The sequence below is a fragment of the Proteiniphilum saccharofermentans genome (assembly GCF_900095135.1).
Taxonomy (GTDB): domain Bacteria; phylum Bacteroidota; class Bacteroidia; order Bacteroidales; family Dysgonomonadaceae; genus Proteiniphilum; species Proteiniphilum saccharofermentans.
Genome location: NZ_LT605205.1, coordinates 1,587,002 through 1,612,445 on the forward strand (window position 1 = coordinate 1,587,002; position 25,444 = coordinate 1,612,445).

19 protein-coding genes are annotated in these 25,444 nt (G+C 43.7%); 17 read left to right on the forward strand and 2 right to left on the reverse strand.

Going from position 1 to position 25,444, the window contains the following annotated elements; all coding sequences use genetic code 11:
- Nucleotides 1-567: 567 nt before the first annotated feature.
- From PSM36_RS06080 to PSM36_RS06150, 16 genes are all read left to right on the forward strand, one after another.
- A complete protein-coding gene (locus PSM36_RS06080) occupies nucleotides 568-1,770 on the forward strand; it encodes an MFS transporter (protein ID WP_083711143.1) in 1,203 nt (400 codons plus the stop codon).
- Nucleotides 1,771-1,916: 146 nt separating this feature from the next.
- Nucleotides 1,917-4,997, forward strand: a complete 3,081-nt coding sequence (locus tag PSM36_RS06085) for a SusC/RagA family TonB-linked outer membrane protein (protein WP_076932101.1) — start codon at nucleotides 1,917-1,919, stop codon at nucleotides 4,995-4,997.
- A 12-nt stretch (nucleotides 4,998-5,009) separates the two neighbouring features.
- Entirely contained in the window at nucleotides 5,010-6,899 is a 1,890-nt protein-coding gene (locus PSM36_RS06090) for a RagB/SusD family nutrient uptake outer membrane protein (protein ID WP_076929757.1), read from the forward strand.
- A gap of 371 nt (nucleotides 6,900-7,270) precedes the next feature.
- Entirely contained in the window at nucleotides 7,271-8,434 is a 1,164-nt protein-coding gene (locus PSM36_RS06095; protein ID WP_076929760.1) for a Gfo/Idh/MocA family protein, read from the forward strand.
- Between the two features lie 134 nt (nucleotides 8,435-8,568).
- On the forward strand, nucleotides 8,569-10,134 hold the full coding sequence (locus tag PSM36_RS06100) for an SUMF1/EgtB/PvdO family nonheme iron enzyme (RefSeq protein ID WP_076929763.1): 1,566 nt from the start codon (nucleotides 8,569-8,571) through the stop codon (nucleotides 10,132-10,134).
- A gap of 75 nt (nucleotides 10,135-10,209) precedes the next feature.
- Nucleotides 10,210-11,580: a Gfo/Idh/MocA family oxidoreductase gene (locus PSM36_RS06105; protein ID WP_076929767.1), complete on the forward strand. Its 1,371-nt coding sequence runs from the start codon at nucleotides 10,210-10,212 to the stop codon at nucleotides 11,578-11,580.
- Between the two features lie 12 nt (nucleotides 11,581-11,592).
- Nucleotides 11,593-12,510 (forward strand): TIM barrel protein, encoded by a 918-nt coding sequence (locus PSM36_RS06110; protein WP_076929770.1) that lies wholly within the window; start codon nucleotides 11,593-11,595, stop codon nucleotides 12,508-12,510.
- Nucleotides 12,511-12,627: 117 nt separating this feature from the next.
- Nucleotides 12,628-15,072, forward strand: coding sequence for a cytochrome c biogenesis protein CcsA (ccsA, locus tag PSM36_RS06115; RefSeq protein WP_076929773.1), 2,445 nt, complete (start codon nucleotides 12,628-12,630; stop codon nucleotides 15,070-15,072).
- Nucleotides 15,073-15,120: 48 nt separating this feature from the next.
- Complete coding sequence (locus PSM36_RS06120; protein WP_076929775.1) at nucleotides 15,121-16,101, forward strand: Gfo/Idh/MocA family protein; 981 nt, start codon at nucleotides 15,121-15,123, stop codon at nucleotides 16,099-16,101.
- 214 nt (nucleotides 16,102-16,315) lie between these two features.
- Nucleotides 16,316-16,465 (forward strand): hypothetical protein, encoded by a 150-nt coding sequence (locus PSM36_RS17300; protein WP_154670970.1) that lies wholly within the window; start codon nucleotides 16,316-16,318, stop codon nucleotides 16,463-16,465.
- 69 nt (nucleotides 16,466-16,534) lie between these two features.
- The gene (locus tag PSM36_RS06125) at nucleotides 16,535-17,593 is read left to right on the forward strand and encodes a hypothetical protein (protein WP_076929777.1); all 1,059 of its coding nucleotides are present in this window, start codon (nucleotides 16,535-16,537) and stop codon (nucleotides 17,591-17,593) included.
- 43 nt (nucleotides 17,594-17,636) lie between these two features.
- The gene (locus PSM36_RS06130) at nucleotides 17,637-18,518 is read left to right on the forward strand and encodes a hypothetical protein (RefSeq protein ID WP_076929779.1); all 882 of its coding nucleotides are present in this window, start codon (nucleotides 17,637-17,639) and stop codon (nucleotides 18,516-18,518) included.
- Entirely contained in the window at nucleotides 18,518-18,958 is a 441-nt protein-coding gene (locus PSM36_RS06135; protein ID WP_076929780.1) for a S24/S26 family peptidase, read from the forward strand. Before PSM36_RS06130 ends, PSM36_RS06135 begins: the two co-directional genes overlap by 1 nt.
- Nucleotides 18,959-19,016: 58 nt before the next feature.
- Entirely contained in the window at nucleotides 19,017-19,286 is a 270-nt protein-coding gene (locus tag PSM36_RS06140; protein ID WP_076929782.1) for a PqqD family protein, read from the forward strand.
- Nucleotides 19,283-20,404 (forward strand): nucleotidyltransferase domain-containing protein, encoded by a 1,122-nt coding sequence (locus PSM36_RS06145; RefSeq protein ID WP_083710956.1) that lies wholly within the window; start codon nucleotides 19,283-19,285, stop codon nucleotides 20,402-20,404. The genes PSM36_RS06140 and PSM36_RS06145 overlap by 4 nt, the downstream gene beginning before the upstream one ends.
- Nucleotides 20,405-20,450: 46 nt before the next feature.
- Nucleotides 20,451-22,052, forward strand: coding sequence for an ABC transporter ATP-binding protein (locus tag PSM36_RS06150; RefSeq protein WP_232001529.1), 1,602 nt, complete (start codon nucleotides 20,451-20,453; stop codon nucleotides 22,050-22,052).
- Between the two features lie 17 nt (nucleotides 22,053-22,069).
- Here PSM36_RS06150 and PSM36_RS06155 read toward each other — a convergent pair whose 3' ends face one another.
- Nucleotides 22,070-22,750 (reverse strand): response regulator transcription factor, encoded by a 681-nt coding sequence (locus PSM36_RS06155; RefSeq protein ID WP_076929786.1) that lies wholly within the window; start codon nucleotides 22,748-22,750, stop codon nucleotides 22,070-22,072.
- Nucleotides 22,747-24,321 (reverse strand): sensor histidine kinase, encoded by a 1,575-nt coding sequence (locus PSM36_RS06160; protein WP_076929788.1) that lies wholly within the window; start codon nucleotides 24,319-24,321, stop codon nucleotides 22,747-22,749. Before PSM36_RS06160 ends, PSM36_RS06155 begins: the two co-directional genes overlap by 4 nt.
- A gap of 168 nt (nucleotides 24,322-24,489) precedes the next feature.
- Between PSM36_RS06160 and PSM36_RS06165 the strand changes: the two genes are divergently transcribed.
- Complete coding sequence (locus tag PSM36_RS06165; protein WP_076929793.1) at nucleotides 24,490-25,347, forward strand: GLPGLI family protein; 858 nt, start codon at nucleotides 24,490-24,492, stop codon at nucleotides 25,345-25,347.
- The last annotated feature ends 97 nt before the right edge of the window (nucleotides 25,348-25,444 follow it).

Sequence of the window (25,444 nt, forward strand, 5' to 3'; positions counted from 1 at the left end):
ATTCATTTGACGGTATATCCGTTTATCAGGCCGAATGGTTGCTCGGTTTGCTTGTGATCCTTCAGATAAAGAACGTAAATACATTCGGAGTGGCTTTATGATTGCTGGCAATATTTTAGTTGTGTTATTTTTAATTTATTTGCATAGATAAATTTTATCTATATGTTTTTATTGTTTAATTTTTTTTTATTTTCTTTGCGGAATAAGTGTATTTTATACCCATTTAAAAAGGGAAAAGTTTTAATACCGTAATGATAAAGTCTTATTCGATGAGAAGAACGAGCATAAATTTAATCCTTCCTTTTTTGTTAATTAAAGTTAACGGGGGCAATTCCTTATATGTAACTCCAGACTCTTTTTTTCAGCCTCTTTTTCTTTTCTTCCTGACGGCAAATATTTTGTTAATATTTGCCGAAACCCTTTTATGCCTTATACGAAAAAATATTCTACAAGCAGCCGTAGCTATGCAAATGTGCTGCTTAGGAGTGTTTTGTCTTTTAGGAACGATCAAGTCAAAAGAAACTTTACTCTAATCTGACAAACAAATTAATGATAATGAATTTAATTATGAGAAACGGAAACAAGAAAACACAATTATCCCTGATGATGTTCTTTCAGTTCTTTATTCAGGGGTCATGGTATGTAACCATGGGTACTTATTTGGGACAAACACTTCATTTTACGGGAGTTCAGATCGGATTGGCATATAGTACCGCTGCCATAGCAGCCATTATATCCCCTGTAATCGTGGGGATGATTGCTGACCGGTTCTTCTCCGCCAACAGGGTCCTGGCATTTTTAAATATAGTAGGAGCAATGTTATTGGTCTGGTTGACCCAAATTAATGACTTTTCATTGTTTTTCCCTGTACTGTTGTTGTATAGCATCTGTTTCATGCCTACTATGTCGCTGTGCAATTCCATCTCTTTTGACAACCTGCTTGAACCGTCGAAAGAATTCTCCCGTATCCGGTTGTTCGGATCGTTCGGATGGATTGTTTCCGGAATACTGATCAGTTCGATGAACCTGGAAACGTTGTCGACCCCTTTCCTTATCGCCGCCGGTATATCTTTTCTGGCCGGTTTGTATGCTTTCATACTGCCATACAAGGCACCTGAAAAACGTGCTGAAAAGGTGACTGTGGGGCAGATACTCGGCTTCGATGCCTTTAAACTTACCAAAGACCGGTCGTTTCTGGTACTGTTGGTATTCTCGGCCCTGACCTGTATTCCACTTGCTTTCTATGATTCCTTTACCAATCTTTTCATAGTCAACGTAGGGATCAATAATGCCGCTGCTGCCATGAGTATGGGGCAGGTTGCCGAAGTGATCTTCCTCTTTGCTTTCCCTCTTATCTTCCTTAAGTTGCGTTACAAGGGAAGTATTGTTGCCGCTATTGTCGCGTGGGTGCTGATGTATGGATTTTTTGCCCTTGGAGCGCATACGGGGCAAACCGGATTCATTTATGCGGTGTTACCGCTTCACGGGTTCTGTTTTACCTTCTTCTTTGTTTCCGGGCAACTGTTTGTAGACGAAAAAGCGCCTTCGTCATTGCGGAATTCGGCACAGGGACTGATCGCCTTTGCCACTTATGGAGTGGGGAAATATCTTGGAACACTGGTTGCGGGAAATGTAGTCCATCAATATACTACTGCCCAGGGTGCATATAATTGGGTCTCTGTCTGGATCGTACCCTTTATTATGGCTGTTGTCATCCTGGTCGGGTTTGTTGCGCTGTTCAGAGAAAACAGTAAGAGTAAATCTGTATAAACCTCATTAATTTTTTTTGCCTATGGATAGATAGATCAGAGACCTTTTCTACCTGAAAAGATGTAATCAGTTAGTCATTAAGAAAATTAATTCTTTCTAATTATTTAAATCACTGAAGCATGAATGAAACATTAACTGTAAATGAAATGAAAACAAAATTGAAACAACATTCATCAAAAATTTTAATGTGCCTGTTTTTTGTGTTGCTTGCGGCTTCCGTATCGGCGCAAAAGACCGTAAGGGGAACCGTAAGCGATGTGAACGGGGAGCCTTTGATCGGTGTGAATGTAGTGGTAAAAAATGCTGCTGCTACTGGGACTGTAACGGATATTGATGGTAAATACTCATTAGAGGTGCCTGGAGAGAGTTCCGTTCTAGTTTTTTCGTATATCGGATATGTTACCTCTGAAGTTGCCGTGGGAACACAAACCGTTATAGATCAAATCCTGGCAGAAGAGACACATATGTTCGACGAACTGGTTGTCGTTGGTTACGGTGTGCAGAAGAAAGTGACCGTAACAGGTTCTGTGGCGAGTGTGTCCGGTAATGAACTCAAGGTATCTCCCACTACTAACCTTTCTAATGCCGTGGTGGGACGTATGCCGGGGGTAATCGGTTTCCAACGTTCAGATGAACCCGGCGGCGGCGAAACAACCCTTCGTATCCGTGGTGTGAACTCACTTGGGTTTAAAGATCCGTTAATTGTAGTCGACGGAGTACCCGGACGTGCGGGAGGATTGAATCGTATCAACCCTAATGAAATTGAATCCATGTCAGTGTTGAAGGATGCCTCAGCGGCTATCTATGGTTCCCGTGCCGCCAATGGGGTTATTTTGATTACCACCAAACGGGGGAAAGAAGGAAAGCCCACAATTACATATACCGGAAATATGGGATTTTCGCAACCCGCACGTATCCCCGAGCTGGCCAATGCTTTTGAGTATGCCACGATGGTCAATGAGATTGATAAATATTCCGGACGTGAGCCACGCTATTCCCAGGAAGATCTGAGATTATGGCAGGACGGTTCAGATCCATGGGGGCATCCCGACACAGACTGGTATAGAGAAACAATTAAAGATGTTTCTCCCATGTATCGCCATGATGTGAGCATAACCGGGGGAAGCGACCGGTACAAGTTTTTCGTCAGTCTGGCTGCTAACGGAGAAGATGGTATCTATAAGAATTCAGCGAATCGCTACGATCAGTACAGTACACGTGTCAATCTGGATATGAAAATAAACGATCACTTTGATATATCCTATGGTAACGTAAACCGTTTGCAGGTAACCAATTATCCGGCACGTGGAGCAACGGATATTTTTAGTTCCATGGTGCGTAGTAAACCTATCTTGCCCGCCTATTGGCCAAGCGGGGAACCGGGGCCGGATATTGAGTACGGAGATAACCCGGTAGTGCGTGCCACTCCGGCAACCGGGAAAGATCTTCACAAAGCATATTATATCCAAAATACACTGAGGGCGACACTTAAAGTCCCTGGCGTTGAAGGATTGTCACTTATAGGGACTGCGTCGTATGACCAACATTTCAATAACAGGCGCCGTTTTGAGACTCCGTTTACCCTCTATACCTGGGATGGTAACCCTGAACACAAGTTGACTCCTGCATTAAAAGGGGTTTCTCAACCGGTGTTGGAAGAGAGAAGAGACGAGCAGACAGACTGGATGACCAACCTGGTAGTCAACTACGACCGTTCTATTGGAGACCATAATTTTGGCGCGACCCTTGGTGTTGAAGCACAGAGTAACGAATGGCGCAGGGTAAGGGCAACCCGTAAATATTTTATTTCAGATGCACTGGATGAAATAAATAATGGTTCGGTAACCGATATGGAAACAGAAGGCTATTCCTGGAAAGAAAGCCGTATCAACTACTTTGGACGTGTGAATTACAATTATCTCGAAAAATACCTGTTTGAGTTTGTATATCGTTACGACGGCTCATATCGCTTCCCGAAAGACAAACGGTATGGTTTCTTCCCGGGGGTATCTGCCGCATGGCGTGCATCCGAAGAAGATTTCTGGAAGGAAAACCTCAGTTTCATCAACTATTTTAAACTGCGTGGTTCTGTCTCCCAAACCGGTAGCGATTATCTGTTGGATACCGACGGAAATCTCGACAGATCTATTCAATACCTGAATACCTACGGTTTCGGTACTGAATATATGTTTGGAACAACATTCCAGAAGACATTATATCCGACGCGTACTCCCAACCCCAATATTACCTGGGAAGTAGGAACTACGTATGACCTTGGTTTCGAATTCAAATTCCTGGATAACAGATTAAGCCTTGAGACCGACCTTTTCTACCATAAGCGTACCAATATGTTGATTTACAGAAACGCTTCATTGCCACAGATCTCAGGGATTACCCTTCCAAGAGAAAATATCGGTGAAATGGAGAACAGAGGTATAGAAGGATTAATTTCCTGGGCAGACAGGGCCGGTAAAGTGGAATATGATGTTTCTTTCAATATGACCTATGCAAAAAATAAACTGTTATTCTGGGATGAAACCCCCGGTATACCCGATTATCAGAAAAGGACCGGAATGCCGGTAAATACCGAGTTGTGGTATATTGCCGACGGTGTATTCAATACACAGGAAGAACTGGACAGCTATCCGCATTGGGCCAATGCACGTACCGGGGATATCAAATTTGTAGACGTAAATGGTGATAAGAAAATTGACGCGAATGACCGTGTCCGTTCCGACAAAAACTCGGAGCCACGTTTTGTATTCGGCCTTTCTACGGGTCTTAGTTGGAATAACTTCGATTTGAGGGCATTGTTCCAGGGAGCCACAGGCGGTATTACTTATATCTGGCGTGAAAGAGCCGGTGAAGCCGGAAACTACTATAAGTTCATGTATGAAAACCGCTGGACAGAAGAGAACCCCATGGTGGAACATCCGCGTGCTTATAACCGCGAGAATGAATATTGGGCGAAACAGGGAACAGACGAGAAGAACACTTACTATCAGTTCAAAACCGACTATCTGCGTCTGAAAAATATGGAAATCGGATATACGTTCAATTTTCCGGCTGTCCGCAGTGCAGGAATCCAGGATTTGCGTGTATATGTAAATGGTACGAATATATTTACAATAGACAATGTAAAAGTGCAGGATCCGGAAGCCAATGATACGGGTCGCGAATATCCACAGCGTCGTATATGGAATGCCGGTGTATCTATAACATTCTAAAAATAAGAGATTATGAGAAATATAAAACAAATAATAACCATCATCGTTTTGGGATTTGCCATTGTCCTCAATTCTTGTTCGGACTTTATGGATATCGTACCTTCTACTTCCTATACGGAGCAGATGGTCTTTACCGATGCAGCTCTGACGCAAGCTTTTGTAAATGATTTATACAATAACATACATCCGGGTGCGCAAGAACATTCTTTGGACGGATTGACCGACGATGCTTACTTTACCCATAACTATGGGCAAAAAGATGTTGTTGAAGCTGCTTCTATTTCACAGACCAACCTTCAATGGTATGACAATAATAACAATCCTTTTAGATGGGTAAATAGATACAGAGGTATCCGTTATGCCAATATTATTATCAATAACATTGACAATGTGCCGGAAAAGGTTGGATTTAACCTGAATCGTATGAAAGGTGAAGCCTATTATATGCGTGCACACATGTATCATGAACTGATACGTGGCTTCGGAGGGGTGCCTATTGTCACTGAAGACTTCTCTCTTGACCAGGTAGAAGAGATGAAAAAACCCCGTAATACCATGCGCGAATGTCTGGAATTTATCGTAAGCGATCTGGAAAAGGCTGAAGAATATCTTCCTGAAACCGTTGGTTCAGGGGAATGGGGACGTGTAACCAAGTTCGTGGCAACCGGATTGAAAGCCCGTATTTTATTGCATGTTGCCAGCCCATTGTATGCGGACCGCACGGTAAATACCTTGGCTGTTAATCAATTCGACGGTGATCGTATGGCTACTTATCGTGCCGCCAGGGATGCCGCAATTAAAGTGATTGAGGATGGCCCATTTGAGCTGATCGATTGCAGAGGAGGCATCAATACTGAAAGGGCTGAGAAATTCAAAGCTATCATGACGGATATTCAAAACAGCGAGCAAATGTTTGTCCGTAATTACCACACTTCTATTGGAGCTGCGAATAATATGGGATTATGGCATGGACCGAATGGTTATCATAACTGGGCAGGAACTACGCCAACACAGGATTTGGTAATGGCGTTTGAATTCGAGGATGGAACTATGCCGGAAGGGATGACTAAACCCGGAGAATTCCAGAAAGGAAATCCCTATAATGGTCGTGAACCTCGTTTTTATGCCACTGTAGCTACCGACGGGAATACCTGGGGACGTCCGCGTCCGGCTGATGCCGCCACGTTGGATCCTACTCCTCTGGGAACCCTGCAGGCAGGTAAATATGAAGTGACCGACGGTGATGTGCAAATTGAATACCGTGATGGAGTTGTCCGACGCTCAATGTGGGGTGTGGATACCCGTCAGGGACCTATCGAAGACTGGAATGGGTCATGGACAGGTTATTACGAGAAGAAATTGATCGACACTTCCGTTGATGCACAGTATTTCAGGCAAACCGTACCGCATGTTTATATGCGTTTGGCCGAAATGTACCTCATCGCTGCAGAAGCAAGTATTGAATTGAATGAATTGGAGGAAGCGGCAAAGTGGCTGGATATCTTGCGTGGACGTATTGAGTTGAAAGATACCAGATCTACCCTGGCTGCCCGTGGAAAACAATTTTCCCAGGCCGATATGCGTGATTTCCTGCGTCAGCAACGTCGTGCAGAATTCGCCTATGAGCAACATCGTTATTTTGATGTTCGCCGTTGGATGATCGCTCCGGAAGCAGGTAATAAACCTTTGACGGGGATTATTGTAGAAGGTATCCTGAAACCGGGTCAGACATCTTATAAACCGTATATTCACAATGAAGAGAAATATGATTACTACTATTATGTAAATGATCTCTCCAGTCGTGAGAACCGGAAATGGTTGGATAAGATGTATTTTGCCCCTATCCATCAGGATGAAATTCGTCGTAATCCAAATCTGGTTCAAAATCCGGGAATGGACTAATTATTTTTCAACTATTCTGTCCTGTTATGAGTTGATTTACATCTTGTGGCAACTTATCTCAGGACAGGACAGATTTCCGGCTTTATCCGATTGATTATATTTATTTTGTCCGTTCGATAAAAAGATGTAAATTTGGATTTATTTTTTACTAATTATTAGAAACTGTTTAAATTTTACCGAAATATTTTTATAATTGAGTTCTTTGTTTTTCTTTGCTACTGTTTTGGTCTCTTTTGCGCATCTTTTTCACTTTTTCCTTTTGATTTAGCCCGCTAAATCTGCAAGAAAAAAATAAAAAATCTATCCCAAAATAAACTCAAAACAGTATTGCAATAAAATTTAAACAGTTTCTTAGTTAATACCATTTTTTCATGAAAAGAAAACTCAAAATGGGCATGGTCGGCGGTGGGAGCGATGCCTTTATCGGAGCTATACACCGTCGTGCAGCATTTATGGATAACCTGATCGAACTGGTCTGTGGTTGTTTCAGTGCCAATCCGGAAATATCCAGAAGTTCCGGAAGGGAATATTTCATTCCGGATCACCGGATCTATGACAACTACCATGAAATGTTTGAACGCGAAATGGAGTTGCCAGAAGAAGAACGGATGGATTTTGTGACCATCGTAACCCCCAATAAATGGCATTTTGAACCTGCCATGATGGCCCTGGAGAGAGGTATTCACGTTGTGCTCGACAAACCGATCACCTTTTCCCTCGAAGAGGCAGTAAAACTCAGGGAAAAAGTAGAGGAGACCGGTCTGGTACTGGCGCTCACACATGTCTATTCGGGCTATCCTGCCGTTAAAGAGGCGAAGGCACGTATTGCCGGCGGTGAGTTGGGCAGGATCAGAAAAGTGTATGTGGAATATACACAGGGATGGCTGTCGCAGCGTATTGAATTACAAGGAGGAAATAACGCCGGCTGGAGAACAAATCCCAACACTACCGGTAAAGCAGGTTGTATGGGAGATATAGGTACCCATGCCTGGCACCTTGCCGAATATGTGACGGGACTCAAAGTTCAGGAAGTATGTGCCGATCTGCAGACTTATGTGGAGGGACGTCCTGTGGATGATGACGGTGCTTCGTTACTCCGTCTGGAGACCGGTGTGACCGGTGTGCTGATGGCTACTCAAATCGCTACTGGCGAAGCCAATAATATCCGTATTCGTGTGTATGGAGATAAGGGCGGATTGGAATGGAGGCAGATGGACCCGAATCGTTTGATCCTGAGATGGGGAGATAAACCCACACAAGAACTCTATATGGGGAATAACGAATTCCTGAGCGATATTGCCAAATGGAATACCAGAACACCTGCAGGACATCCGGAAGGTTTTATTGAAGCATTTGCCAATATTTACCGGAACTTTGCTTTAACTGTAATGGCTAAGAGAAACGGGGAAGTCCCCAATGGGCACATTACCGATTTCCCATCCGTTTACGACGGAGTCAGGGGAATGCAATTTGTGGAAACGATGGTAGAAGCAAGCAAGGATAACCATACAAAATGGTTTAAATGGATTGAATAAAGATAATTTTTGTCAAAGAAGTACTTTTTATAGATTCATTTTTTTAAATAGAATAAAATTTCGTACTTTTATTGGCAAATAATAGCAATATATAGATAAAAACTATAATTTAAAACTTTTTATCAGGAACTACAATGTCGAAACGTGCCAGGAGGGAACAGAGAACAGGTAAAAAATTGCATCAACGAAAAGGTTTTTTCCTTCTCATCGGAATATTCATCGGAATTGTTTTTGTTGCAGCCCTGTACCAGACTTCAGTCTATTTTTCCACGAATGAATCCTGCATGATGTGCCACGTGCATCCTCATGCAGAAGAAAGTTGGATGTTGTCGGTCCATGTGAACAACTCAAGTGGAGTGATGGTCAACTGTGTAGACTGCCATCTTCCGCCTAAAGACGACACTTGGGCGCATTATACGGCAAAGATATCGCTGGGTGTGCGTGATTTGTGGGGATACCTTACCAAGGATCCTGCAGAGATCGACTGGGACAGAAAATCGGAATTGGAACATGCTGTGAAATATATTCCTAACGAGTCTTGTGTAAAATGTCACCAAAATCTCTTTCCACAAGGAATCAGCGATGATGGTATTACGGCACATCTTTATTATGAGGAGAATGCGGAAAAGCTCGATTTGCAGTGTATCAGTTGCCATTTGGATGTAGGGCATTACAACCCGAACTATTCCCATGGGCAGATGGTTGGCGTTCCCGGCATGACCGGAGCTGCAGCAGCAGATACCAGCTTGTTTTATAAGGAGCCGGCGGTGGTCACCGGTTTTGCCAATTATACAGAGCAGATTCCCGGTACGGCAGTTTCGTTTGAGATGATCGCAATCCCTGGTGGTACTTTCAAGATGGGAAGTCCGGAAAAAGAACCTTTCCGCAATCCGGACGAATCGCCGCAGCATGAGGTATCTCTGAGTCCGTTCTTTATGGCGGAGGTAGAAACCACCTGGGATATGTACTGGGCATTCTATGCGGAGACGATGAGCGAAGGGCGTACTCCTCCTGAAACGGTATATGCGAACAACCTGAATGCAATGGGAGTAGACGCCATATCAGGTCCTACGCCTCCATTCGGCTATCCCGACCAGGGGTGGGGACAAGGTGACCGTCCTGCTATTACAATGACCCATTATGCTGCCGAAACATTCTGCCAGTGGTTATCGGAGAAGACCGGTAAGAAATACCGTCTCCCTACCGAGGCTGAGTGGGAATATGCTGCCCGTGGAGGTACGGAAACACCTTATTTCTTTCCCGGAAGTCCGAAAGATTTTTCAGATCAGGGATTTATGCGGAATGTTTTCAAGCCGAAGACCGACGGTATCACCTCGTATGTGGTCTATGACAAAAATAGTAACGGACGTACGCAGCCTCCTTCCGAAGTGATGGCCAATCCTTTCGGATTAAAAAATATGCTGGGTAATGTGATGGAGTATACGGCTGACAAATATGATCCGCAAGCATATGCTAAACGGTCAGGAGTTACACATAATCCCCGCGTGACCGAAGGTGACGAATGGGTGGTACGTGGAGGACTCTATTCTTCCGATGCGGCTGATGTGCGGAGTGCGAGCCGTAGACATACGCAACACGAAGCATGGTTGAGGACGGACCCGCAACAACCAAAGAGTATCTGGTGGTATTCCGATATAAAAGGGATCGGATTCCGTGTAGTATGTGAACCGGACTTATAGTGGTAAGGTGAAATGGTGGAGAAGTGATAATAACAATAAAAAATCCTAAAACAATAATCTAAAACAATCAAAGTAATGAAGAAAGAAAACAATCTAACCAGAAGGTCATTTCTGAAAACTTCTGCCGTGGCGGGAGCAGTCGGAGTGATCGGTACCGGCTCCGCGGGATTTCTGACATCCTGTAGTGGTGGAGGAAAAGAGGGTAATGCGCCTTTGAGAGAGCCTGGTACTTATTATATCCCCGAACTTCCTGACTTGGCAACTGACGGAAAAGAACTGAAAGCAGGTGTTGTAGGTTGCGGTGGACGTGGTTCGGGAGCAGCCATGAACTTCTTGAATGCAGCCAATGGCGTGACTATCGTCGCTTTGGGTGATGTGTTCCAGGACAAGGTCGACAAGCTGGCAGAGAAACTGAAGGACGAAAAAAATATCGATATTCCTGCCGATAAACGCTTTGTGGGATTGGATGCCTATAAACAGGTGATCGATAGCGATATCGACGTACTGATCGACTGCACTCCTCCTTTCTTCCGTCCTGAACATTTCAGATATGCGGTAGAGAAAAACAAACATAGTTTTCTGGAAAAACCGATCTGTGTAGACTCGGCAGGATATCGTACCATCGTAGCTGCAGCCAGGCAAGCGCAGGCCAAGAACTTATCCGTAGTTACCGGAACGCAACGCCACCATCAGCGCGGCTATGTGGAATCATTCAAACAAATCATGAATGGCGCTATTGGTGAAATTACCGGTGGAACGGTTTATTGGAACCAGTCTCAGTTGTGGTATCGCGACCGTCAACCACAATGGAACGATTTCGAGTTTATGGTACGCGACTGGGTGAACTGGAAATGGCTGTCGGGAGACCATATCGTGGAGCAGCATGTCCACAATATTGATGTATTTACCTGGTTCTCCGGATTGAAACCTGTCAGTGCAGTCGGTTTTGGTTCACGCCAACGTCGTGTGACGGGTGACCAGTACGATAATTTCAGTATCGACTTCACCATGGAGAACGGTATTCATATGCACAGTATGTGCCGCCAGATCAATGGTTGTGCCAACAACGTGAGCGAATTTATCCAGGGAACGAAAGGATCATGGTCGAGCAATGGTGGACATGTGATTAAGGATCTTGCCGGCAATGTGATCTGGCAATATGATAGTGAGGCTGAAAAGGCCACTTTCCAGCAAACGGATCCCTATACCCTGGAGCATGTCAATCTGATTAACTGCATACGGGGTAACAAACCAATCGAACAGGCATCTGAAACGGCTGTGTCGAATATGGCTGGAATCATGGGGCGTGAAGCAGCCTATACCGGACAGCAAGTGACCTGGGATGCCATGACTGCTGCTCCGCTTGATTACACTCCCGCCGACCTGAATATCGGTAAAATGGATATGTCCGGATTTACGGTACCCGTACCGGGAAGTGGAAAATAAAAAATTGCGATTATGACACTCGACAGGAGAAGATTTTTAAAAACAACCCTTGCCGGTTCAGCAGCTGTGGCCATAGGTGGATGTACCTCGTTTGCTTCGGCAAACGGAAAGGGAGACTCTTGCTCTAAGAGTAAGGCGAAACTGAATATCTCTTTTCAGGAGGGAACCGCTCCCGGAGCCAACCTGAATGAGAAGTTCGATTTCATGGAAAAGCATGGTGTAGTGGGCTTTGAACCTCACGGAAAACCTATGCTTGCGAGATTACAGGAGATGAAAGACGCTCTCAAAGGGCGAAATATAAAAGTGAGTGCCGTCTGTGCCGGTTTTGATGGTTTTATCCTCTCTACCGATCCGAAGATCCGGAAACAATGCCGTGATACGATGGAAGCACTGATGATTGCCGCAGGTGAACTCGAATCAGTAGGTGTAATCATTGTACCTGCTTTTAACAGCCAGGTTCCGGTGATGCCCCACACGCAGGAGACACGCGATTTCCTCTGTGAGCAGTTTGACGAGATGGGCACTTTTGCACAACAACATGGCACGACTGTTATTCTCGAGCCGCTGAACCGCAAGGAGGCATTCTATCTCCGTCAGGTGGCTGATGCCGCTTCTATCTGCCGTGATATAAATAATCCGGGAGTGAAATGTTTGGGTGACTTCTGGCACATGACCTGGGAAGAGACTTGCGATATGGCTGCCTTCCTTTCTGCCGGAGATTACCTGCAACACGTGCATATGGCCAGCCGTAAACGGCGCAGCATGCCCGGAGAAGATGGTGATGCAGATGACTATGTGAAGGGGTTTAAAGGGCTCAAGATGCTTGGATACGACAAGTATGTCAGCTTTGAATGCGGTGCTCAGGGAGATCGTAATATAGTAGTGCCGGCAGCCCTTGAATTACTTCGTAAACAGTGGGAAGAAGCGTGAGACTATCCTTCATGACGAATAGATAGTGCTGCATAAATAAAAATGAGTGAAGGGAATCAATCCCTCACTCATTTTTTGCTAAATAAACTAAAATAAACATCCCTGTCAAAAATCACTATGGAAAAATTAATACGTTTTCTCTCATCGTATAAAGCCTCTATCGTGTTATTGCTGATCTATGCGATTGGTTTGGCAACAGCTACTTTTATCGAAAAATGGATGGGGGCGCAGGCTGCCAAGATGCTGGTCTATTATTCACCACTGTTTTTGTTCCTTCAATTTCTGCTGGTGATGAATTTTATACTGATTCTTTTCAGTCGTAATTTTATCCAAAGAAAAAAATGGGCCATGGTGGTGATCCACTGTGCCCTTGTGGTTATTCTTTTAGGAGCATTGACCACTTTCCTGTTTGGGAAAGAAGGACAGGTACATATCCGTGAAGGTGAGAAAACTGACCAGATGGTAATGCATACCTCCAAAGGAGTAAAGACGGAAATTTTGCCTTTTGTGTTGGAACTCAAGGATTTCAGGTTAATCCGTTATCCCGGATCGCAGAGCCCTTCCTCCTACGAGAGCGATCTGCTGGTACATGTCGACGGAGAGGTCCGCGAGGAAAAAGTGTTTATGAACAACGTATTGGACGTAAAGGGATACCGTTTCTTTCAGGCATCGTACGATCAGGATGAGATGGGTACCATCCTCTCGGTGAACAGGGATGTGGCGGGACGTACTGTGACATATGCCGGCTATCTCATGCTCGTAGCAGGTTTTATCCTTATCTTTTTTATGCCTGATTCCCGATTCCGTAAGTTGCAGCAGCGATTAAAGGAAGTCCGGAAAGGTGCACTCGTTACGATCTTTGTGTTGACAGCTGTATACAGCTATTCACAGGAAATGCCTGACGGTCTGATAGACGACGCGGTACAGCATAACAGGATACCGACGGAGCATGCGGCCCGGTTCGGTAAGTTGCCGGTACAATTCCGGGGACGTACTATGCCGATGAATACTTTCTCTTCAGAGATTCTCCGCAAAGTACATAAAGAACAGACATTCGGCGATCTCAATTCCGATCAGTTTTTGCTGGGTATACTTGCTATGCCGCAGATGTGGATGCAGGTGCCATTCATCGTCTTATCCGATAAAGAAGTCAGTAGACGTTATAACCTGCCCGAAGAATATGTACCCTATTATCATCTTTTCGACCAGCAGGGAAATTACAGGCTGCTACCCCAATTGCAGGAGATTTATCATAAGCCGGCGGATAAGAGAATGTTCTCTGAAAAAGAGCTGGTCAAACTTGATGAACGAGTGAGTATTCTCTATCAGTTATTGAACCATACTCTGTTTGGGATCTACCCCGATCCGAAGGATCCTTCCCATACCTGGTATGCACCGGGTGATGATCTTTCCGCTTTTTCAGAAACGGATTCGCTCTTCATTATCCGGTCGTTCGAACAGTACCTTGAGGAAGTAAGGCAAGCGCTGGGAAATGGTGACTGGTCCAAAGCCGACCAGGCCTTGGATGTGATCGCGTCATACCAGTTGGCTAATGATAAAGCCTCTCTGATTCATCCGAAGAAATTGGAGGCGGAGTTCCGCTATAACAAGATGGATCTCTTTAACCGTGTGAAAACCGGTTATTTTATCTGTGGAGGATTGCTGCTTGTTATCGCTTTGATGCAATTGTTGCGCGAAAAGCGATGGAAGAGTTATGTGGCTATGGCCCTGACCGTGGGTATCATGTTGTTGTTCCTTTGCCACATGTTTGGTATGGGGATGAGATGGTATATCTCGGGGTATGCACCATGGAGTAATTCTTATGAAACTATGGTCTATGTGTCGTGGGCTACGGTACTGGCCGGCTTTATCTTTGGACGGAAAAGTACACTCACACGTGCACTTGCCACGCTTTTTGGTGGAGTTATCCTGTTTGTAGCTGCCCTCAACTGGATGGATCCGCAGATCAATACACTGGTACCGGTATTGAAGTCGCCCTGGTTGATGTTTCACGTTGCTGTGATCGTGGCTGCCTACGGATTTTTCGGTATCAGTTTCCTGCTCGGCATCACTAATCTCTCTATAATGGCTTTTACGAAGGATAGTCCGCGTTTATCTTCCCGCATTCAGGAGTTAAGTATCATCAATAATATGTCGTTGTTGGTGGGAGTAGTATTGATGACTACCGGTACATTCCTTGGAGCCGTCTGGGCGAACGAGTCATGGGGCCGGTATTGGGGATGGGATCCCAAGGAGACTTGGGCGCTGATCACCGTGGTAGTTTATTCCATGGTGACCCATTTACACCTGGTGAAGAAATGGAACAATCTGTGGCTTTTTAACCTGCTCTCAGTTTTTGCTTTCGCCTCCGTCCTGATGACTTTTCTTGGAGTTAACTATTTCCTTAGCGGGATGCACTCCTACGGACAGGCGGATGGTGTATCCTCTGTTTTCCTGTATATCGGGATTGCTTTTGCAGTGCTCGGTATTTTGGGTATAATTTCCTATATGAAAAGTGAAAAGGGAGACAGGGAAACAGGGAGACTGGAGAGGAAAAGTTGAAAACTTATAATTGGTTGACAATTGGTAATTAGTAATTTGTAATTAATTATGATACATTGGGGATTTATCGGTTGTGGCGCCGTCACCGAAAAGAAGAGCGGTCCTGCTTTCAGTAAAGTAGAAGGATCGGATGTGGTAGCAGTCATGCGCCGCGATGGTCAAAAGGCAGAGGATTATGCCCGTAGGCATGGGATAGGGAAGTGGTATGATAATGCACATGACCTGATCAACGATCCGTCGGTAAACGCAGTGTATATTGCTACCCCTCCCGGTTCGCATGTAGAGTATGCAGTAGCTGCCATGAGAGCGGGTAAGCCGGTCTATGTGGAAAAACCGATGGCCGCTTCGTACGAGGAATGCCTTCAGATAAACCGCGTTTCCCGGGAGACCGGGGTACCCTGTTTTGTGGCCTATTACCGCCGTACCTTACCCTATTTCCTGAGGGTGAAACAGCTTATCGATGACGGGCTTTTAGGCAGCATCTCAACTGTACAAATCCGCTTCGCCATTCCTCCCTATAAGGAGGATTACAATCGTGACTCCTTGCCATGGCGGGTGAAAAAAGAGATTGCCGGTGCAGGGTATTTTTACGATCTGGCATCCCATCAACTTGATCTGCTCGATTATCTCTTCGGAGAGATTACGGATGCATATGGATTCACCAATAACGTGGGAGGATTATATGAAGTGGAAGATAGTGTAAGTGCTTCTTTCCATTTTAAATCCGGGCTATCAGGTAGTGGAAGCTGGAGTTTTACCGCACCGAAAAACAGCCGGATCGACCTGATTGATATAACCGGCACAAAAGGGAGGCTTACCTTCGCCACTTTCGATTTTGCACCCATTCTCCTGTATACAGCCGCAGGCATACAGGAGTTTCGTGAAGAGAATCCCGAGAATATCCAGTATTATCTTGTTGAAAGCATTGTCAACTATCTGAACGGCCATGGGGTAGAGCCTGTCAGCACCGGCATTTCGGCTACCCGCGCCAATTGGGTTATGGATAAGATACTGGGAAAAACGACCTGATGGGGAAATATTTCACGATTTTACTTTGAGGTGTACTTTTTTTTATACATTTGTCTTTTTTATTCAATTTATTTGTTTATTTTTGTGAACAAAGTGATATCTATTTTGTTCTAATTCGAATCATAGCAGAAGTTTCCGTACTTTACCCTTATCTAGGGGCTGGTAAAAGGTGATAATTATTAATTAGAATGTTTAACTAATAAAAGAAAAGACAATGAAAGAAAATCAAGCTCAAAACAATCTACTAAATGAAGTGGAAGTGGCTTATGAAAAGCCTGAAATCGAAGTGATTGAAATGGAGATGGAACATCCCATATTGCAAAGTAGTAGTGATGGATGGGATAATGGTGGAGTTTTTCCGTAGTTTATTCTCTACATTATTTTTAATCAGAGGAGAATGAACTAATTTGTAACAATTAAAAAATCGACTAAAATGAAGAAAATATTTTACCTCATGGGAATTTCTGCATTATTCCTGGTAACCTCATGTAATAACGATGAAATTCCCCAATCATCTGTTCCGGAGGCAAAGAAAACATATTTGCCCACAATTCAGGGAAATCTTGGTAAATTCACAGAAACCACTACAAGAGCAGGTGTTGTTGAAGAGAACGACGATCCTGTAGGAAACGGTGAAAGTTTTTATTGGAGTAACGGTGATCAGGTGAAGTTGTTGTTCTATAAAGATGGAATTCTTGAAGACGACCCCATCGAAATTATTTACCAGGCAGTTGTTGAAGAAAACGAAAAACCAAGCCGGTGTGAATTTGTTCCCGTAGACGGAGCTGAAGGTCTTGAAGTAGGATCCTATACCGTATATGGGCTTTATCCCGCTTCAGGATGGACCCTGGGGGTGGTCACTGGTCCAGATGGTAATCCCTTGAGCGGTGAATTCTACAAGGCTACAATGGTTTCTATAGCACCGATTGAAAATGAAGAGTCGTCATCCTATTTGACTCCAAATATATTTATGAAAGCAAAAGCGACGGGTGTAGTTATAGAGGATGAAGGAGCTTCGAGTCCTATCAGCCTACAGTATAAACAGCTTGGAGGTATTTTACGGATTCATTTAAGGAATGAGAACCAGCCGTTGTTCCCTAAATTATCCAGATTTGAGATAGCTAAAGTGGCAAATGGAGGAGTAAATGGTCTTATTCCGGAAGATCTTAGACCTTTTTTCAATACACAAGGTTATCTGGAAAATATAGATGACGATGCATTGACTCCCGCAACTTATTGGCAGATATCCACTGTGACCATCAATATGCATGAGAGTGCCCCGACTGAAGAATTTGACTTTTTTATCCCGATATTGGCTACTGATCCATTTGAAGGGAATGATGTATTGTATCTTAGAGCGATATATGTAAATTCGGAAGATGAAGAAATGGATCCGGCTTTTTTGCGGATATTTTCAAACACTAATGCCGTCTTACAAAATGGATTTAAAGCAGGGAAGAGTTACTATTTCAATCTGACCGGATGGGAGTAGGTAATTAATTAGAAGAACCAACAGCATATAGATATTCATTATTTTGAAGAACAATTTTTTCTATCAGGTAGCCGGGCATCGTTTCCGGCTATCTTTTTCTAATGAATCTTTAGAGGAGGATAGTCTAACCAATTACTCTCCTTTTCGTGTGTCTAAGGAGACCGGTGATTGCCTCTTTTCTCTTTCCATTGTGGACAATCTTTCCGATGAACTCGATTACAAACAAGTGGGGCAGTTTGATAACGACATAGCTTTCATTGGCGTATTCAAGCCCGATAACGGATCTTTTCGTTTTCGGATTGCCTATCCGGGAAGCCGAGACTATTGCACGATGGATACCGATGCTGCTTTTCGGGTGGCACAGGTGAAACTTCCTGCCGGCGATAAGTACCGTTTTTTCTGTCTCAATAACTGCTTAATGTTGCTCTATGCTTTTTCCACAGCCAACCTTGATACACTGATGATGCACGCGTCAGTTATTAAAAATGAGACTGATGGATTTATATTTTTGGGTAAAAGCGGTACCGGAAAGAGTACCCATAGCCGGTTGTGGCTGGATTATATAGAGGGAAGTGAACTGTTGAATGACGACAATCCGGTGGTACGGATTATTGATGGGAATCCCATTGTTTATGGTACACCATGGAGTGGTAAGACTCCCTGTTACCGCAATGAAAAGGCTTTACTGAAAGGGATTGTAAAGTTGGAACAGGCACCACAGAATCAAATTAAAGCATTATCTTTGTTACAGGCTTATGCAATAGTGTTTCCGGCCTGTTCGAGTATGCGTTGGGAAGAGGAGATTGCATCGGGAGTACACCGTACGGTGGAAAAACTAGTAAGTACGGTCCCCTGCTATCGGCTGTATTGCCTGCCCGATAAGGCTGCGGCAGAATTGTCGGCTACTACAATAAAAGGAGCGTAATGAGGAGTGTCACACTACCCAATGAAGTAATGCTCCTCGAAGTGGCAAAGATGCTCTCGGAGGGTAAGCAGGTTACCATCAAGGCAAAGGGTAACAGTATGCTCCCTTTTATTGTAGGAGGCAGGGATAGTGTAGTGCTGGAAAAAAGGGAGGTATATAATATAGGGGATATAGTGCTGGCGGAAATTGGTTCAAAGCAATTTGTCCTGCACCGTATCCTGAAGATGGATAATGAACAGGTAATCCTGATGGGAGATGGTAATGTTTCCGGAGTGGAGCGGTGCTATAAAGAAAATATTTGCGGTCTGGCAAGAACTATTATCCATAAGGGAAAACCGGTTGATTGCCACAGCAGAAGAGAGTATAGAAAAGCTCTCCTGTGGAGAAAGCTTTTGCCGGTTAGGAGATATCTGTTAGCCATATACAGACGAATTATATAGCAGGTAACCCAATGTTATAGGGATGTTCCATCATAAAACTAAAGTGTAAAACAACTGTATGAGGATAAAACAAGGTTTTAAACTTCGCACCGTGGGCAAGGAATACATTGTAGCCGGTGAAGGACTGGCACAAATAGATTTTAATAAATTGATTTCGCTTAACAGTTCTGCTGCTTATTTGTGGCAGGAAGTGGAAGGAAAGGATTTCGATGAAAAGACCCTGGCCGATTTATTGGTGTCGAAATATGGCATACCTGTCGGTCAGGCATTGACCGATGCTAACGATATTGCAAGGAGCTGGATTGACGCAGGGATTGTAGAAGAATGAGCCGCACAGAGCAACAATTTTTCGCTTTGCTACGATCGGGACTATGGGAAAGTCCGGTTGAGAAATCTCTTTTTTCAGGTGATACAGATTGGGGTGCAATTATGAAAATAGCTGCCATGCAAACTGTCAGTGGTATTATTTTCGATGGTATATCCAATTTGCCGGAAGATGTGCAGCCTCCTGCTGCAACCATGCGTCAACTCTATCGGACGGTTATCCGAATAGAACAAAGCCATGAACTGCTGAATGACCGATTGATCCGGATAATAGCTTTATTACAGGCTGAAGGCATCCATCCCATATTACTCAAAGGGCAGGGAGTAGCGCAGAATTATCCGAATCCCGCCCGTCGCCAGTGTGGCGATATAGATCTTTATATTGGAAAGAAAGACTACAAAAGAGCTTGCGATTTGGTTGTTGAAAAGGGGATTGTATCAGGTAACACATTAGAAAGCCATAAACATTTTCATTTCGACCATGAGGGTGTGGAAATTGAATTTCATCGTATAGTAGAAAGATTTCCTGACCCATTCAAAAATAAAATATTTCAGCGATGGACACAATACCATTTACATGGGAATAGATTAAAGGTCTGGAAGCTGAATAATACAGAGGTGTTGCTTCCGCCGGCAAATTTTGATGCATTATATATCTTTTATCATGCTTTCCATCATTTTATTTCGGATGGAATAGGGTGCCGCCAATTGAGTGACTGGGTAATCTATCTTCATAAATTCCATGACCAAATAGACCGTCAGGAACTGATAAATGACCTCGAAGCTTTCCGGTTATTGCGTGTATGGCAAATTTTTGGTTGTATAGCTGTACATCAACTGGGCCTTGCAAAAGAAAAATTTCCTTTCTATACGGATAAATTCAGGGATGTCTCTCAAAAAGTAATATTGAAAGATATTCTGTCATTGGGTAATTTTGGGCGTTATGATCCGAAATGGAAAACACGTCCCCCCGGTTATCTATCCGGGAAGTTTCACAATTTCAGGATGAAAAACCGGAGAGCGCTGTGTTTATTTTCTACAATTGGTGGAAATGTGGGACTTTACTATCTCTATTATTTGGTCATTGGGATACAACAGATAGTGAATGATAAATTTAAATAAAGGTTGAACCGTGCCAATCAATAGTATACGTCAAATCGGGAGATATTTGAGTGGGATACATTTTCGTATTCTACTAATTAGCTCGGCTGGCATACTGAATGTTTGTGCCGGATTATTCTTTGTATGGATATCCAAACAGCTGATCGATATTGCTACCCGCTCCATAGAGGGTAATATGGCCCACTATATTGTGTTGCTGATAGCCACTATGGTTGGTCAAATTATCCTGTCGGCATTGAAAAATCGCATGGAAGCAGAGAACGATATATATTTTAAAAACAGATGGCGGTATAAGCTTTTTTCCCGCCTGATGGACAGTACCTGGAATGGGAAGGAGAGTTTTCATAGTGGTGATGCTGTCAACCGTATCGAAGAAGATGTGCGTGTAGTTGCCGAAGGTATTTGTAAATCGTTGCCTGCAGTAATTGTAACCTCTTTCCAGTTCCTGGGTGCCTTCCTTTTCCTGACTAGACTCAATGCCCAATTGGCATGGACGCTTATTTTTATTATGCCGGTCTTTTTGGTATTGAGCAAGATATATGTGAAGCGCATGCGTCGGTTTACAGAGGAGATACGTAATCTGGATAGCCGGGTACAATCTCATATACAGGAGAAACTGCAATATAAGGTGCTGATCCAAACACTCGGACAGAACATACCGGTAACTACTAAGCTAAATTCCATTCAATCCATATTGTATAACCGTGTGATAAAGCGCGCGAATTTCACCGTCTTTTCCCGTACATTGATTATGTCCGGATTTGCTGCCGGTTACCTCATTGCCTTTCTTTGGGGGATAAGAGGCATCTACGAAGGAGCCATCACATTTGGTATGATGACCGCCTTTTTACAATTGGTCGGGCAGATTCAGCGCCCGCTGGTCGAACTCAGCCAGTATATACCTTCGATAGTACATACTATTACCTCTGCCGAAAGACTCAACGAACTGGATGACCTGACCACTGAAATACAAGGCAAACAACAGATGCTTCATGGACAGGTTGGGGTACGTCTCGAAAATATTTCATTTGCTTATCCCGATGGTGACCGACAAATAATAGAACATCTATCGTATGACTTTACTCCCGGGAGCCGTACGGCAATCATGGGTGAGACGGGGGTAGGTAAAAGCACCCTTATCCGCCTGATGCTGGCCTTGCTGCAACCCCGTGAAGGAAAGGTCTATTTATATAATTCCACACAGGAACTGGAAGCAAGTCCGCTTACACGGTGTAATCTGGTATATGTCCCGCAGGGAAACACTTTGCTTAGTGGAACGATACGTGATAATCTGCTGTTGGGTAATCCGAATGCTACAGACCAGGAGCTCCGCAAAGTATTGATGACAACAGTAGCCGATTTCGTATATGACTTGCCCGATGGACTGGATACCCTTTGCGGAGAGCGAGGGGCGGGGTTAAGTGAAGGCCAATCGCAACGTATCTGCATAGCACGCGGATTACTTCGACCGGGAAATATCCTGTTGCTGGACGAATTCAGTTCTTCACTGGATAAGGAAACTGAACGTCTGCTTATGGAGCGTCTTATTTCACAAACCAAGGATAAAACCCTGATATTTATTACACATAGGGAAATCGTGGCACAATATTGCGGGCAAACAATCAAATTGGAGCGGAGAAGCCGGTAATCATCCCGCAAATAACATTATCCTACAGACAACATATATCCTTTTCGCACTACCGATACAATTCTCAGGGATTTGTCGGATTGCAAAGCACGTCGCAGATATGTTATCTGTACATTTAGCGCAAGCGAATTGGTATAATTATCGGTACCCCAGACCTTGTTGAGAAGGAGCTCCCGGCTTACCGTCTCATTGATGTTTTCTGCCAGGAGACGTAATATATCGGCCTGGCGGGATGTGATGATGGTTTTGGTATTTCCGGTAATCAGTTCGTTAGTGGTATAGTGGAATGAGATATTCCCAATTTTGTAAATTTTTTGATTCGTTTCGGATGGATTACCCAAACGCTCTTCTATCCGGGCCAATAGTTCTTCCGGATAAAACGGCTTGGCGAGATAGTCGTTCCCTTTCAGTTGAAATCCTTTTAACCTGTCGTTTTTATCGCTTCGGTCGGTCAGGAAAAAGATAAGTACCTTGTTGTCTTTCGCCCGAATCTCTCTCGCAACGTCAAAGCCATTCATCTCAGGCATATTCACATCCAGAAGCACCAAACCGGGTTTTATTTCATTGAAAAGATCCAGGGCAATGCGTCCGTTCCCCGCATAAGTGACGTTGTAACCGTTGTGCGTGAGGAAATCTTTCAACAAAAGTGCATATTTGATATCGTCGTCGGCAAAAAGTATTTTCAGGGATGGTTTCATTGTCGGGGAATTTTAACGGTTATGGTGGTGCCATAGTTGGGTTTGGACAGGACATCTACAGTTCCCCGATGGGCTTCCACCGCCATTTTTACATAGCTCAGCCCGAGTCCCATGCCGGGCAGCGATGCCACGTAGTCATTTTTTGAACGGAAGAAGGGTTCGAAGATATGGCTTTGTTCCGAGGCCGGAATACCAATCCCATTGTCCGATATGCTGAAAGACAGTCCATTGTCGTCAATTCCGGCATTTACCCGGATAACCGGCTCCTCTCCCGAATATTTTATCGCATTTTCCAGCAGATTGATCACAATATTGTTCATTATCATTTTATCAGCAGTAACAGGGAGAGGAGTGCCGGGAAAATCGGTTTCGATGTGGAATTGTTTTCCCGCATTTTTCTGTACGTTTTCAATACAACCGGTAAGTACAACAGTGAAATCAAAATATGAAAGGTGGAGGCTTCCGGCAATTGTTTCAGCCTGGTTTACGTCCCGTAGCTTCTGCAAATAAGAGGTAAAGTTATCGGTTTCGATGCGGGCATTGTTCAGCATTTCCGATTCTTCCGGAGAAGATTGTTGCAGGTATGAAACAATGGTTTTGAGTGTCTGTACCGGTCGTTTCAATTCATGAATGGTCGTATTGACGAAATTCTGCCTCAATTTATTGATCCGTTGTTGCCGGGTGATGGTCTGTACCTGGAGCAGCAGGCAGACGATAAGCACTAAAACCAATATGATGCTTATGATGATCTGTACCGTCATTGCTTTGATGATATGGGCGGGAGCTACCGGAACAGTTATTATGGCTACTTTTCTTTTTAGTACATTATAGGGGATTTCCACGGTAACGGAAGGATTTGCAATGGACAACTGTTTCATTGTTTTCGGTTGCCATAAGACAGAGTCGGGCGGCAATGATAACGTATCGATCCGGCTGGCTAGGTTCTCCGTTTTTAGTTGTACGATACTGTCCACATCACTTATTTTAAATGGAGAGTTTATATCGACAAGGAACAGGTCTACGGCATCGTATACCAGGTTTTGATTTTCTGAAGTTCTGAAACGGAAGGTATTCACGAGAGTAGAATCGGTTTGCAGCACTTTCTCTTCCCACCCTTTTACGGAGTCTTTTTGTACCGTGTTTGTTGTCTGTGTCAGGAATAGATTTTCTTCTATTTGATTGAGAAGATTTTTGCGTTGTTCATCTTCTTCCGGTTTGTTAATGCTGTCTTCCGAAAGTTGTGTTACCGGTTCGCCGGTAGCTTTTATTGTATGGATGGAAATAGTCCAGTCCGTAATATTTTCTTTCATTTCGGAAACATAAATGGTAGAGGTATTTTGGTTAAGATTCGTATTATAGGATTGCAGGTTTTCACGCTGACTCTTCAATTTTGCTTTTTGCCATGTCTTGTAATCATCCCATGCCAGCAAAATTTGCCCTGTTGTCTCATTCGCCTTTTTTTCGAGTGTAAACCGGTATTGGTTGTATAGCCAGTATCCTTGCAAAAGGATCACCAACAATGCAGCGGTAATACTTAATGACCAGATTAATTTTATTTTGCCTGATTTCATAGTGTTGTATATCCTGAATCCGAAACAAATATACCGCTTAACACGAAGATAGAATGGTTTTGACCCTACGATTTTTGCATCAGTAATATTTCAGTAATATCAAAACAGTCGGTTGATGCTGATGAACTGCTACTTTTGCCGGACAGATAATGATAAAAAAGATATAATATGAAGAAAATACTATTTCCTGCAGGGTTATTTTTATTAGGATTGTCAGTCTCAGCCCAGCGTATCACAATTCCTGATCTCAACTCATACAGTAAACTGATCGCGGTCGATTCACTTGTTTTTACAGTGCAGTATGATGTCTCCATTGTAGAAAACCCTAATCATCCCGAGAATCTTACGAAAGAGACAATGATGCTGCGTGTGGGAGAAAATATATCGGAATATTATTCTTATACTTCTTTTATTGCCGATTCTGTGTTGCGGGCAGATGTGCAATCCAGGGCATCACAACAAATTATTAACGAACATTTGCAACAGTATGGTTTCGGCGTGATTACCCACCGTATCTATAAGAATTATCCTAAGGGTCAACTGACATTACTCGACCGGATGGCGACGGATAACTTTGTTGTGGAAGAACCGATGCCGAAAATTGATTGGACTATCCATCCCGACACTGCTACTGTATGCGGATATACTTGCCAAAAGGCGGTAGCCCATCTTTACGGGCGGGAATATGAAGTATGGTTCACTACTGAAATTCCTCGTAGCGACGGCCCCTGGAAACTGCATGGGCTACCCGGTCTTATCCTGAAAGCGGAAGATTCGCAAAAACATTACCGGTTTATAGCTACAGGTATTGAACAGAGCCGGACTACTTCTTTTATTGAAATGCCGGAGACTACACGCAGGAAAGTGTCACGTAAAGAGTTGAACAAGTTGCATGAACGTTATAATGCCGACCCTCAAGGATATATTAAAGTAAATGCACCCAATGTAACAATTACCGTGAAAGATAATATGGGGAACGAAATCAGAAAAATGAGCAATCCCTATAATCCGATGGAAATCAATTGATTTGTAGAGTAAAGAATAAAGACGTTGTGAAAAAGAAGTTAGAAGTTGGAAGTTAAGAATTTACCTAGCCCCATCAATCTTCATCAATCTTCATCAA